The organism is Enterococcus sp. JM9B, from assembly GCF_009933265.1.
Classification (GTDB): domain Bacteria; phylum Bacillota; class Bacilli; order Lactobacillales; family Enterococcaceae; genus Enterococcus_C; species Enterococcus_C songbeiensis.
In genome coordinates this window covers 21,371-34,410 of the sequence record NZ_MAEK01000002.1, presented here as the reverse complement: position 1 = coordinate 34,410, position 13,040 = coordinate 21,371, and the positions used below count along the sequence as shown (strand labels likewise).

Here is a 13,040-nt window from a genome sequence, read left to right as displayed (position 1 = left end):
ATAGTTTTAGTCCATCTTTCAACTTTTTCCTATTCAATCAATAAATCCAACAACGTTTCGTTAGTCAAATGGCTGAAATACTGATCCGCTTGAATCTGTTCAATGACCTGTGCCAAAGCTGGTCTTCGGTAGTCTTTCCCAATAAATAATGCAGCCAACTCACTGGATTCCTTTTGACCAAAATAATCACCGTAAAAAATCAAATCCGTGATTTTTCCTTTAGCCACTGTCAAACGGGCATCGATGATTCCCACTGCCGGATACCGACGACGCCGTTGCAACGTGTAGGTAGGTGCTTCTCCATAAATCCACGCTTCATTGCCATAAAGACTTGTCACCAACTGATCAATTGCCTGCTCGTCTTCTGTCGATAATTGAATCTGCTTGTCCGCAATTTGAGTGACATCTTCCACCGAAAATAATTGTTTCAACAATTCGTCACGAAATTCTTCGGTGCTTAGTTGCTGATAGTTTTCAGACAAATAAGGACGCAAATTGGTCACATGGCTACGAACTGATTTGGTGCCTTTTGATTCGATTTTATCCTTGGCAACCTGCAATGCTTGAGGCAAAACATCCAAATCAACATCCAGCATCAAAGTACCATGAGAAAATAATTTTCCCCGCTTCTTATACATGGCATTGCCTGAAAATTTTTTGCCGTCAATCATCAGATCGTTGCGTCCGCTGACTGTGGCTCCGGTTGCGCCTAATTTATGGATGGCTCTTAAAATCGGTTCGGTAAATTCTTTAAAGTTTCCAAAATTCCCATCAGCTTTGGTCACAAAGCTAAAGCTAACATTTCCCAAATCGTCATAAACTGCCCCGCCACCAGACAAACGACGTGTCACCGTGATCCCCTTTTCTCGAACGAAGCGTTGATTGATTTCCTCCAACGCATTTTGATTCCGCCCGATAATGATACAGGGTTCTTGAATATAAAATAATACCAATGGTTCATCAAATTCTTGTTCCAACAAATATTGTTCTGTCGCTAAATTCCGGCGAATATCGTGAGAAGGCATCACATAATAATACATCTCAAAGAATTCCTTTCTTGTCAGATTGACACTACTTTTACTACTGTACTATTTTTCAAAAATATGTCAACTATACAGCACAGATTTTTTTGTTTAAACATCTATGTTTATCGAAAAGCAACTGTTTTTAATCTGTATCATTTTTTATTATATAAAGCAATTCCACACTTGCTGTCGCTAAAGACAAAAAAATGCTACAATTAAAAAAATGATTTTTTGGGAGGGAATTTATGCCGTATCATTTAGCACTCAATTCTGCCATCCAACCTTTTGAAGTTCCCGCCTTACGTGAAAGTATCGGGTGGGGCGGTCGACCGCAGGATTATCCCCAACTTTTTGAACGTTGCAATTTTTATGCTGGCATCCGAGAAACTACGACAAAGAAATTAGTAGCATTCGGCTATGTTTGTGGTATGGGATTGGAACACGGATATCTGGAAGACATCATGGTTCATCCTGCTCATCAGGGAAAAGGTCTTGGAAAACAATTGATTCATGCATTAATCACCGAAAGCAAACAACGAGGATTGGGCATTCTGACCTTGTCAACGGATGAAGAGACCGCCGCTTTTTATCAAAAGTGTGGCTTCGATTTGGAAATTTCCGGGGTGATGTATCTGGATTAAAGGCGCTAAACGCAAAGAAATCCGCAAACTTTTTGTTTGACGGATTTTTTTACTGCGGTTTTTCGTTTTTTGATAATACTGAGGTTCTTTCTCAAAAAATGGGTTTGTGGACAACCATTGCTGAAGCTGCTCTCCCAATTGTGCAGCCATCTCAAAAGATACTGCAATTTGTGCTTGGGTGATTTGATCCACATGAACACCAGACAACAGAACACAGTTTCCCGGCAACAGCGCTTGGATCATAGGTACAATGACCTGTGCTAAACGATCGTCTTTGTGAAATCGTCCGTCATGGCTGGGAAAACGAAGCGTTTCGGGTAAAATATCTTTTGAAAATGTCGTCACAGTACCAATATGAGGATAATCCCCCCCAGTCAACTGAAGTAGCAAATCTTTGTTTCTCACCGTTGCGCTGATTTTCATTGTATACTTTTCGGCAGAAACTTGAAATTCTTTACTCATCGCCACCCCATCTTCCTTGACTGTCATTGGCGATGCCTAATGCATCCAACAATTTCATGGTGTGATGATCCACCAAATCTTGGATTGTTTTTGGCTGATTATAAAAAGCTGGGATCGGCGGAATGATTTGCACGCCTAATCGTGAAAGCTTCGTTAAATTTTCTAAGTGGATTGCGTTTAACGGTGTTTCTCGTGGAACTAAAATCAGTTTTCGTTGTTCTTTTAAGGCAACGTCTGCGGCACGAGTAATTAAATTGTCTGCTAATCCGATGGAAAGGCTAGCTACTGTTTTCATGCTCGCTGGAACGATCACCATGCCATCGGTCAGAAAGGAACCGCTGGCAATCGCCGCTCCTAAATCTTTGTTGGAATAGTGATAGTCCAACAAACCTTCTACCTCTTTCAATGACATTTCCGTTTCAAGCTTGAGGTTTTCTTTCGCCCATGAGCTGATTATTCCATGCGTTTCAACATCAGGAATCGCCTTTAATTTTTTGATTAGGTCAAGTGCATAGATTGTTCCTGATGCTCCGGTGATTCCAATTACGATTTTCTTCATTTGTTTTACTCCCTTCTAAAAAATGCCGCAGCAAAAAGTTGCGGCATTTTCCATCTGTAGTCTTAGTCCAGATATTTTTTCCAATCAGCAACTTCTTTGAATTGCGCACGGATAAAATGATCTTTCATATCAAAAGGAACGGTTCCATCAAGAATTGTTTTGGAACTCATCCCCCGTACCCGAATCGACTTTGGATCGTATTCCGGCAACTCAGAAGGATCAAGAGGGTGATTCCGCATCCCAGGCAAAACAAGAATGTCCTGATCTCCTTGGAAACGGGTATTTAAAGTCCACATCACATCATTCATATCAAAAATATCCACGTCTTCATCTACCAAAATGACGGTTTTCAATTCTTTAAAGGCTGAGAGAGCCAAAATTGCGGCTTGTCGTTGAATTCCTTCATCGGCAGGATTTTCTTTGCGAATTTGCAAAATACTCATTAATTTCCCGCCACCTGCAGGAGGGTTGTACACGTTGACAACTTTTCCGGGAATTGCTTTATCCACCAATTCTAAAATGCTCGCCTCCGTTGGGATACCAGCCATTGACACATGTTCTTCGCTTGGACCGATGGTTGTTTGCATGATTGGTTGATCCTTGCGGTGGGTCACTGCTTTAACCTTGACGACATTAACAGCAGGATTGGCATCTCCGTTGTAACCAGGAAATTCCGGCATCGCTTTACCAGTATGGGTGTTGATATCTTCTTGCATTCGTTGATTTGGCATGATTTCGGCTTCAATAATAAATTCTGCCCGCGCGATGCCCACTTCATCCACCGCAACCCCATCAACCAATTGCACAGGTTCCTGCCGCAGGGCACCGGCAACCCATAATTCATTGTAGCCTAAAGGCGTGGTAGGCGGTTCAAAGGTTGCACCAATTGTGATGGCAGGATCAAGTCCGATATTGATCGTGATCGGCATTGGTTTGTTTAATTTTTCAAATTGCTCTTGAAAATGTCCAATATGTCGACCACCGGGCATGATATACATACCAATTGTATCTTTGTCTTCCAAAACCATTCGATGGATTGTTACATCACTCATGGTTTTTTCCGGATCAGAGCCAAAAACGACACCCATCGTAATGTATGGTCCGGCATCATATTCCGTATTGGTTGGTGCTGGCAAAATTTTGCGAATATCAAATGCCGGATCAGAAGCTAGATGAACGACTTCTTGTGCGGGTGCGTCTGCTTTGGCGACCTTAACTGGCTTCACAGGATTTTCTACTGAATCTTTCAATAAACGTCCTAAGGTTTTATAATCGTGATGAAAAATTTCCCCTACACGTTTGCGGCTGGCCATGATACCGATCAGCACCCGTTTGTCAGGAAATCCCTTTATCTTATTGAACATCATCGTTGGTCCTTCTTGTGTTGGACGTTTGACGGTTCCTCCCGCACCGATATAGCGGTAAACACCGGATAATTCTGCCTCCGGATCAATTTCGATTGCTGTCTCATGGTATTGTCCCGGCAGTTCTTTTAGTTCAGCGAGAACTTTTCTTAAATCATAAGGTTCTTGTGTCATGATGATTTCCCCTTTCCTTAACTCATCATCATTGTAAAAGTTCCCGCTGTCGCAAACAATTCAACTTCCGGAAGAATACATTCCAAAACGGAATATTAATTTACTGTTCTTGTAAATAGGACCAAAACAGATTGGAGGCTTTGGAATGTTCTCCTTTTTTTCGCACAAAGCAAAGCGAACTGATTTGGTTCGGGGTCACCGGAATTGCCACTAATTCTTCGTTAAGAAGATTGAGAACCGTTTTTTCCATCGCTAAGGTAATACCTAGTTCACTGGCAACCATTGTTAAAATCAAGTCGATTCGGGTACCTTCATATGTGATAGTAGGATTGATTTCCGCTTGCCTACACATTTCCATTACCGGAAGATACAGATTGGTTTCTTTTCCCAAAAGCAAAAAATTTTCCTGTGCCAACGCAACGAGAGGTAGTTCCTTTTCCTTTGCCAGAGGGTGTCGTTTTGGTAAAACAGCGACAAATCGATCCTGTTCTGTAATCAACCACTCCCACGTGTCTGCTTTTTCTCCAAAGATTCGAGCAAAAACAATGTTGTTCTTTCCTTCCAACGGTGCAGGAAAAAGCTCAAAACTCTCCGCCTCGGTCAATTGGATTTTGATTTCCGGATGCTTCTTCAAAAAATCCGTGATTTTCGCAAAGCCGCGATAACTTGGCATCGTCGGAATGGTAAACACATGCAGCGCCAGATTGGTTTCTGCTTCATAATCTGCCAAAGTCTCCTGTAATTTTTCAGATTGCTCCACGATAGATTGAGCAAAAGGCAACGCAAGTTTAGCCGCTTCGGTCAATTGGATTTTTCGATGCTCTCGTTGAAATAATTCTACGCCTAATTCTTTTTCTAAATTCAAAATTTGTTTAGAAATATTGCCTTGGGTAGTAAAAAGATGTTCTGCCGTCTCGGTGTAGCTCAAGGTTTTCGTCAAATCAATGAAGGCTTGCAGTTTATTGATGTCCATTATTTCGCTTCCGTTCTATTCCATTTGAGAATACTTTAGCACGAATTTTGAATTGGCGAAACCATCTTTGATTGGTAAAATGAACCCGCAAGTAAGCAGTTATTCATTTATAAGGGAGGAAGCAATTACATGCCAACTGGTGTTATTATCAACGCCCTGTCTGTTGTCTTTGGCGGATTAGCGGGCGGATTTTTAGGAAACAAATTGTCGGAGAAATTTAAAACGGAGATCACGATGATTTTCGGTGTTTGTTCGATGGGAATGGGAATTTTTGCCATTGCACCGATGAAATATATGCCGGCGGTTATCTTTGCTTTAGTCATTGGTACTGGAATCGGGTTAGCGATTCATTTGGGGGAATACATCAACAAAGGGGCCATGCTGATGCAAAAGCCTATTAGTAAACTCTTTCCAAATGAAAATTTAACGATGTCTCACGAAGAATTCATCAATACGCTTGTGACCGTAATCGTTCTTTTTTGTGCTAGCGGAACCGGTATTTATGGAAGTTTGGACGCAGGAATGACTGGCGACAGTACGATTTTGATTTCCAAATCGATTTTAGATTTCTTCACTGCTGCGATTTTTGCCTGTAATTTGGGCTATGTAGTTTCAGTCATTGCGATTCCACAATTTTTAATTTTCTATGTTCTTTTTTTAGCGGCAAAATTCGTCTTCCCACTGACAACGCCGGATATGATTTTCGACTTCAAAGCTTGTGGCGGATTCTTGATGTTGGCAACTGGTTTTCGAATGGTCAAACTAAAAATGTTCCCCATTGCCGATATGATTCCAGCCATGATTTTGATCATGCCTTTAAGCTGGATTTGGGTCAATTGGCTGATGCCTTTACTCTAGGATAAAGAAAACCCGATACTGAAATCAGTATCGGTTTTTTTCTATTTCAACATAATTTTTCCGTAGAAATTTGGCGGTCCAAACAAGTGATGGATCATTCCTGTGATATTGTCCCGCAATAAAGCTGTGTTAGCAGATTGATAGATTGGAATTACTGCTGCATCCTCCAACAAGGTATGCTCTGCTTTGATCAACGTTTGCCAACGGGTTTCCAATTGATTGGATTCTGTCTGGGCTTGCGCCAATAATTTATCATAGGTTTCATTGCTATAAACAGAAGGATTATTGAAGGCTTCTGTTTGATAGGTATTCAGATACGTGGTAGGATCTTGAAAATCCGGACCTTGGCGTGTCAGCATCAAATCAAAATCATGGGATTGTTTTTTATCCAACAGATTTTTTTCCGGAACCAAAGAAATTTCGACAGTTAAGCCCGGCAGGTTTTCCTGTAGGGTGTACTGCAAGTATTCCGTGATTGCTTTGTTCTCATCCTGATCTGAAGCAGACAGTTGAAGGGTAGCTGTTTTTTCTCCCAACTCTTTTAAGCCCTTTTGCCACAAGGTTTTGGCTTTTTCAACATCAAAACTTTGAATATCGCCGCTTTCTTTACGGAAATCTTCGTTACTTTCTGGATTTTTCACGAATTCACTTGGAATTAAGCCATAAATAGCTCGGGAATCATTATCCAGCAGTGTATTGGCAATGTGTTCCCGATCAATGGCAAGGCCAATAGCTTGGCGAATCGATTTGTTGGCAAAGATCGTTGCTTTATCCTCTTTCTTTTGATTCAATTCCAGTGTATGGACCCAAGAATCAAGCTGAGTCGTGTAGTTTTTATCCTTTTTGTATTGTTTGGCATACTCACCGGAAAGGACTGCCCGATCCAGTTGTCCATCTTTGAACAGATTGACAGCTAAATTCGTATCTTTAACAACTTGGATATTGACTGCCTTGACATTGCTTTGTTCTTTGTTCCAATAGTGATCATTTTTTTCATAAACCCATTTTTGATTGCCGTGTTTCCATTCAGCTAAACGATAAGGTCCATTATAAATTAGATGGTCGCTATCCAAAGCATAGTTTTCTCCTTGTTTTTCCACATATTTTTGGTTTTGTGGAAACAAGGTTGGAAAAGTCATCACTGAGGTAAAATAAGCCACCGGATGTTCCAAGGTAACCAACAAGGTATAATCATCTTTTGCTTCAACACCAAGGGTTTCCGGTTCAGCTTTTCCTTCTAAAATTTTGGAGGTGTTTTTAATATCTGCCAATAAAAATGAACTTGGTGAGCCAAAAGACGGCGTGACTACCCGGCGCCAAGCATAGACAAAGTCGTGAGCTGTTACCGGATCACCGTTTGACCAAGTAGCATTTTTTCGAAGGGAAACGGTATACGTTAAGCCATCTTCACTAATTTCCGGCAATTTTTCCGCAACACCGGGAATAATATTGTCTTCGTCATCTAAATTATAGAGTCCTTCGATAACCTGTGTGATAGCAATAAAACTGCCCCCATCCAGCGCATTGCCAGAATCCATGGAAGAAATCTCATTGATCTCCATCATATTGATGATTTTTTCTTGATTGTCGCTATCTGCTTGGACGTTCTCTTTTTTCGTATCCGCTCCCGCGGCACAAGCAGTCAAACCAATCAACAGTCCTAAAATTACCCCAATTCCCGCAAACTTTTTCCAATTCATTTTTTACAGCTCTTCAATTCTTCGTTGGGCATCTGCCAAATATTCGGCTAATTCTTCCCGCGTTTTATAAGGAACTCGACCATAAAATACGTGATCGATCACTTCGGTTCCATTGCTGTTGAACATCCATTCTGAAGTGACCGTCTTCATTGCACGATCGATTGGTGAATCGCTGCCGTCTTCGTTTTGTGGTTGACCTGTTGGGGTAAAGAACAATGCCCGTTTTCCAGCAAAGCGTTTTTTCGGTTCGTCTGATTCAAAACTGTAGGCAAATCCGTGTTGGAAAACCCGATCTACATAGCCCTTCATGATTGCCGGCATGCCATTCCACCAGCTTGGGAAAACGTAAATTAACAAATCGCTCTCTTCAATAAATTTTTGTTCCACTTGAACATCTTCAGGAAACGTCTCATTGTCTCTGACAAATTTTCCATTCTCGATATGGATCGCATCTGGTCCAGATAAAACCGGATTAAAATTCATTTGGTACAGGTCTCGAACGTTGACTTCATACCCTTTCTTCTTCAATGCTTCTTCAAGGGTTGCTACCAAAGCATGTGAAAAACTTTCTTTTTTTGGATGTGCAAATACGATTAGTGCTTTCATTTTCATCCTCCTATAAATAATTATTTCCTAGCACATTATACCTCATTTTGTTTCTATTTTCACAAAGATTTTCATGCTCACGAAAAAAGCGGCGAAAAAAATCCGCCGCTTTTTGTTACTTCATTTCTTTTAACAGTTGATCAATGGTTGCTAATTCATCTGGAGTAAACGCCAAATGATCCAACGCTTTGACATTGTCTTGTAACTGACTCAACCGGGAAGCACCCACCAGTACACTGGTCACTGTTTTTTGCTGCAAATTCCACGCAAGAGCCATTTCCGCTAAGGTTTGTCCCCGATTTTCAGCTACTGCATTTAACTTGCGAACGACGGAAAGGGTTCCTTCGACTTTATCTTCTGTCAAAAATGGACTGTCAGAACGATGGGCACGGGAATCTTCAGGAATTCCATGCAGATAACGATCCGTCAGTAGACCTTGTGCTAACGGACTGAAGACGATAGCACCTAGCTGTTCTTCTTCTAAAACGGTAGTCAATCCATCTTCAATCCATCGATCAAACATATTGTAGCGGGGTTGATGAATGATAAACGGTGTGCCCAATCCCTTTAACAAGCCTGCCATTTTTTTCGTTTGTTCCGCCGAATAATTTGAAACACCGACGTACAATGCTTTACCTTGACGAACCAATAGATCCAATGCATGGGCCGTTTCCTCCATTGGTGTGTCAGGATCTGGACGGTGATGGTAAAAAATATCCACATAATCCAATCCCAACCGTTGCAAACTTTGGTCACAGCTAGCGGTCAAATATTTTTTTGATCCCCATTCACCATAAGGTCCTTCCCACATGTAATATCCCGCTTTTGAAGAAATAATCATTTCGTCCCGATAACTTTTTAACTCCTGCCGGAATATCTTACCAAAATTTTCCTCGGCTGAGCCGGCTGGCGGACCGTAATTATTGGCAAGATCGAAGTGGGTGATTCCCATATCAAACGCCCCTAATATCGTTTCCCGCTGTTTTGCCAACGGATCAGTATCACCAAAATTGTGCCATAACCCTAAAGAAATCGCTGGCAATTTCAAACCAGAATTGCCTACACGATTGTAAACCATTTTTTTATACCGTTGTGGATTTGCTAAATACATTTCTTATGCAACCCCTTTCTTACTGTTAACGATACGATTTATTGTCTCGTCTGTCAATCGTTGGAGGGTTGTTTTTCTTCATCCAGCAAACGGCTCTGACCTTCTAATTTTTGGATTTCTGTCACGTCTTGGGTCACTTCTAAACAACCCAAATATTCTTTGGCTTCATTATACAAAGCAAAATAACGAATATAGATTTTTTTACCCCGCATGTCGATCCAAAAATCTGCATGATCTCGAGCGCCTGAACGAAAATCATCTAAGATTCGTTGAACGATGTGCATGCTTTTTGGAGGATGACAATTGACGACTTCTCGACCAATAACCGACGTAGTTCGAGGAAAGACCCGACTTTTTCCTTCTGAATAAAAACGAACCCGATCTTCTTGATCGACAAATGTTAAATCCACTGGCAAAACTTGAAACATTGCAATCATTTGTTCTAACTGCAAGACACCCGTTGGTAAAACGACTGTATCTGCCGAGGTCTGGTCTTCCCAGTCATAATGGGTTTCCAACGGTTCTGCTTGCCCGTCGGCAGCTAAACCGGCAGCAATTCCGTCTGTGGTTTCTTTTGCCTGCTTGATAGCTAATTGCCGTGCCGGTTCTCTTTCTGCTTCTTTTTCCAGTGCTTCTTGACTGGCTTTCCAAGGCAATGGTTCTGGAATAAAGGCAAATCCGATATCAAAACTATCAGCGGCAATTTTTTCCCAATCCTTCATACTAAATACATCTAAAGTCATCGGGATCATAATTTCTTCTTCTTTAAAAATCATTTCTTCAATTTCATTTTTTACGGCAGCCCATTTTTCTGACAAAGGATTGAAGGCGGTTTTTTCCGATTGCAACATTTGGATCAAGTTTTTAATCATGTCTCGGATATCATCGTCCACACCCCACATTACTTTTGGCGGTGCGCTGATGCCGTATTTTTCCATGTAAGAAAAGATCAAGGTTTCTTTGCGTGCATAATGCTTGTCGATTTGTAAGAGATCCGTCAATGCCAAAAGCAGACGATCTTTTTGTGACCAATCTCCTTTTTTGATTTTTGCTAACACGCCATCGACTTCATCTGTCAGCAAGGACTGTAAGACTTGATTTTCTAATTTTAGCGTATGGACGGGATGCCCGGGTTGTTCATGGTCATAGTTGGAGCGATGAATCTCATTGATCGATCCTTTAAAAACGGCTGCATGGATGTTGCACAAGCGTTGGATTTCGCTGGGATTCAAGCCCCCTTGGATCAAGGCTTTTTCTGCGGCAGTGATTTCTGTCACATCCACGCCGTCAAATTCCTCGTTAAATAATCGTTTGGCTTCTTCAAAAGAGCCACCTTCATGCAAAAGGGAAAGAATTTCTACGATCCGCTCCTGCCGTTTTTTTGCTGTTGGTTCCATCATTTTGCTCCCTCCACAGTAAATCCCTGTGCTTCAAAAGCTGCCACGACAGTTTCAAGAGGAATTTTTTTCATTTGTGCACCTTTAGGAATCGTCACATAACGTCCAGCCGTCTGTAACATTCCCGGTTTGGTGATGGCTTCGAAGCCGATGCTATACATAATATCTTTGATTTCAGGAAATTCTGAAACTAAGTCAAATAATGAACGGGAAAAATCGATTGTTTTCATGTACATCTTCCTTTCAAGAAAAGTGAGAAGATTTCTCAACTAGGGGTATTATAGTACGAAATGAGCAAGATTTCACTAAGTTTTCGCCACAAAAAAGACAGCTTCGCCAAACTCAGCGAAAACTGTCTCATTAGTCATTTATTGTAAACCAATCGCAATAGCAATCATGATGAAGATGGTTCCTAAAACAAAGAAGAATCCTTGCATTTTGATTTGGAATTTCGCCCATTTCACCCATTCAATCCGTGCCACACCTAGCACACCAATCAAACTTGCAGAAACTGGCGTGAAGGCATCCACAAAACCGGCACCTAATTGATACGCCAAAACGGCAATTTGTCGTGGTACATTAATCAAGTCTGCTAAAGGTGCCATAATCGGCATGGTCAAAGCAGCTTGTCCTGAATTTGAGGTAACGACTAAATTGAATAAACTTTGGAAAATGTACATTACCCAAGCACCGATCATCGCCGGTACACCGGTTAATAAGCCACCGATGCTATGCAAAATCGTATTCAATGCCGAAGCAACATTGGCATCGGAACCGCCTAAAACTAACAGAATTCCTTTTGCCATCCCTACGACAATTGCCGTACCCGCCAAATCAGCAGCACCATTTTGGAAACTTTTGGCAATGTCATTCCAGCCCATATCTAGTTTGAATAAAACCGCAGTGATTCCGGAAATTAAGCCCATAACAAAGAATTGAGAGGCAATTTCTGGAATGTAGTAGCCTTTTTGCGTTACGCCCCAAATAATCCAGACAAGAACGGCTAACATTTCCAATAAAATCAGCTTATGTCCCCATAAGAATGGTTTGTTTTCATTCGCTGTTTTTTCAATGTGGCTACGGAAATATTCATCTGATTCGTAAACTTCTGAACGCAGTGGATTTTTCCGAATTCGTTCAGCATAAATCATCAGATAGCCCGCTGACAACGCAGTAACTACCACCCACATAATCAAACGGAAGGTTGCTCCAGATAGCACTGGAATACCTGCGATTCCTTGTGCTACTGCAACACTGAAGGGGCTCATCCAAGAAGTCGCGTTCCCTACCTGAGAAGCGACATACGTTACGGTAACCGCAACGATGGAATCATAGCCCAATGCTATGACGAAAGGCACCATCACCATCGAGAAAGGAATAACTTCTTCTGCCATCCCAAAAGTTGCTCCCCCTAGTGAAAAGGCAAAAAACAACAGCGGAATTGCAAATTTTTCCATTCCGCGGGTCTTTGAGATAAAAGCGTAAATTCCTGCATCGATGGCTCCTGTTCGCATAATAATCCCAAAAGCACCGCCGACTACTAAAATCAGTGCGGCAATACCGACAGCCGAGCCGTACTTGTCACCGGAAACTAATCCTTCAAATACAAAGTTCAAAAAGCCAAAGCCGCCAAAATCATCGGTCCCCCACAATTTTGCGGTTTTGTGAAGTTTTTCCGATTTATCATAAATTTTATCCCCATACAAATCATACAAGGCATCATCGGTCAGAGCGATACCATCCAATTTTTCTTGACTTAAACTTTTTTCTCCTTCGTCAAGAACCGTCTGTACATCTGCTTCGGATATTTCCAATTTTTCTAATTCTTGTGGATCTTGTGCCAAGTCTTCTAATTTGTCAAAAACAAATTCTTTGTCTAAAGGATAGTCATACCGAAACGTTGACTGCTGCAAAACTGTTCGAGAAGCTGTTTCGCCATTCGCATCTTTGTATTGAACTTCAGTAGTACTAAATTTCCCAGCAGGAACAACAAATGTCAACAACCACGCCGCAACGACAACGATAAAAATAATGACATAGGTGTGGGGTGTTTTCATTTTAGTTAAATCACGTTTTTTCTGTTTCACTTCCATCATATTAGTCCTTTCTTTTAACAATGCTTATATTATAATCGACTGATAAAAAAACAACATGATAAATTCATTAGTTT

At 41.2% G+C, this 13,040-nt stretch carries 12 protein-coding genes and 1 pseudogene; 2 read left to right on the top strand and 11 right to left on the bottom strand.

Translation table 11 applies throughout. The features are described from left to right. Positions 1–29: 29 nt before the first annotated feature. A complete protein-coding gene (locus BAU16_RS00275; protein WP_161526149.1) occupies positions 30–1,040 on the bottom strand; it encodes a lipoate--protein ligase in 1,011 nt (336 codons plus the stop codon). A gap of 230 nt (positions 1,041–1,270) precedes the next feature. Here BAU16_RS00275 and BAU16_RS00270 point away from each other — a divergent pair, with 230 nt between their 5' ends. After that, entirely contained in the window at positions 1,271–1,666 is a 396-nt protein-coding gene (locus tag BAU16_RS00270) for a GNAT family N-acetyltransferase (RefSeq protein ID WP_161526148.1), read from the top strand. A gap of 69 nt (positions 1,667–1,735) precedes the next feature. Here BAU16_RS00270 and BAU16_RS00265 read toward each other — a convergent pair. From BAU16_RS00265 to BAU16_RS00250, 4 genes and pseudogenes are all read right to left on the bottom strand, one after another. Continuing rightward, positions 1,736–2,128, bottom strand: a pseudogene (locus BAU16_RS00265) (amino acid decarboxylase); the annotation flags it as partial. After that, on the bottom strand, positions 2,121–2,687 hold the full coding sequence (locus tag BAU16_RS00260; protein WP_048604364.1) for a UbiX family flavin prenyltransferase: 567 nt from the start codon (positions 2,685–2,687) through the stop codon (positions 2,121–2,123). The gene BAU16_RS00260 and the pseudogene BAU16_RS00265, both read right to left, overlap by 8 nt. Positions 2,688–2,749: 62 nt before the next feature. After that, positions 2,750–4,225 carry a UbiD family decarboxylase gene (locus BAU16_RS00255; RefSeq protein ID WP_048604365.1) on the bottom strand — a complete coding sequence of 492 codons (1,476 nt, stop codon included), beginning with the start codon at positions 4,223–4,225 and terminating at the stop codon, positions 2,750–2,752. A 100-nt stretch (positions 4,226–4,325) separates the two neighbouring features. Next, complete coding sequence (locus BAU16_RS00250) at positions 4,326–5,198, bottom strand: LysR family transcriptional regulator (protein WP_161526147.1); 873 nt, start codon at positions 5,196–5,198, stop codon at positions 4,326–4,328. A 129-nt stretch (positions 5,199–5,327) separates the two neighbouring features. On the opposite strand from BAU16_RS00250, the gene BAU16_RS00245 reads away from it, so the two are divergent. Beyond that, the gene (locus BAU16_RS00245; RefSeq protein WP_048604367.1) at positions 5,328–6,056 is read left to right on the top strand and encodes a DUF554 domain-containing protein; all 729 of its coding nucleotides are present in this window, start codon (positions 5,328–5,330) and stop codon (positions 6,054–6,056) included. Positions 6,057–6,097: 41 nt separating this feature from the next. Here the strand turns inward: BAU16_RS00245 and BAU16_RS00240 are convergent, their stop codons facing one another. The 6 genes from BAU16_RS00240 to yfcC form a co-directional block, all read right to left on the bottom strand. After that, positions 6,098–7,756: a peptide ABC transporter substrate-binding protein gene (locus BAU16_RS00240; protein ID WP_161526146.1), complete on the bottom strand. Its 1,659-nt coding sequence runs from the start codon at positions 7,754–7,756 to the stop codon at positions 6,098–6,100. 3 nt (positions 7,757–7,759) lie between these two features. Further along, on the bottom strand, positions 7,760–8,362 hold the full coding sequence (locus BAU16_RS00235; protein ID WP_048604369.1) for an NAD(P)H-dependent oxidoreductase: 603 nt from the start codon (positions 8,360–8,362) through the stop codon (positions 7,760–7,762). 115 nt (positions 8,363–8,477) lie between these two features. Further along, positions 8,478–9,473, bottom strand: coding sequence for an aldo/keto reductase (locus BAU16_RS00230; protein ID WP_048604370.1), 996 nt, complete (start codon positions 9,471–9,473; stop codon positions 8,478–8,480). Positions 9,474–9,526: 53 nt separating this feature from the next. Then, positions 9,527–10,870: a DUF438 domain-containing protein gene (locus BAU16_RS00225; protein ID WP_048605303.1), complete on the bottom strand. Its 1,344-nt coding sequence runs from the start codon at positions 10,868–10,870 to the stop codon at positions 9,527–9,529. Further along, positions 10,870–11,100 (bottom strand): DUF1858 domain-containing protein, encoded by a 231-nt coding sequence (locus BAU16_RS00220; protein WP_048604371.1) that lies wholly within the window; start codon positions 11,098–11,100, stop codon positions 10,870–10,872. The genes BAU16_RS00225 and BAU16_RS00220 overlap by 1 nt, the downstream gene beginning before the upstream one ends. Positions 11,101–11,238: 138 nt before the next feature. Further along, positions 11,239–12,963: a putative basic amino acid antiporter YfcC gene (gene yfcC, locus BAU16_RS00215; protein WP_442896813.1), complete on the bottom strand. Its 1,725-nt coding sequence runs from the start codon at positions 12,961–12,963 to the stop codon at positions 11,239–11,241. Positions 12,964–13,040: the final 77 nt, after the last annotated feature.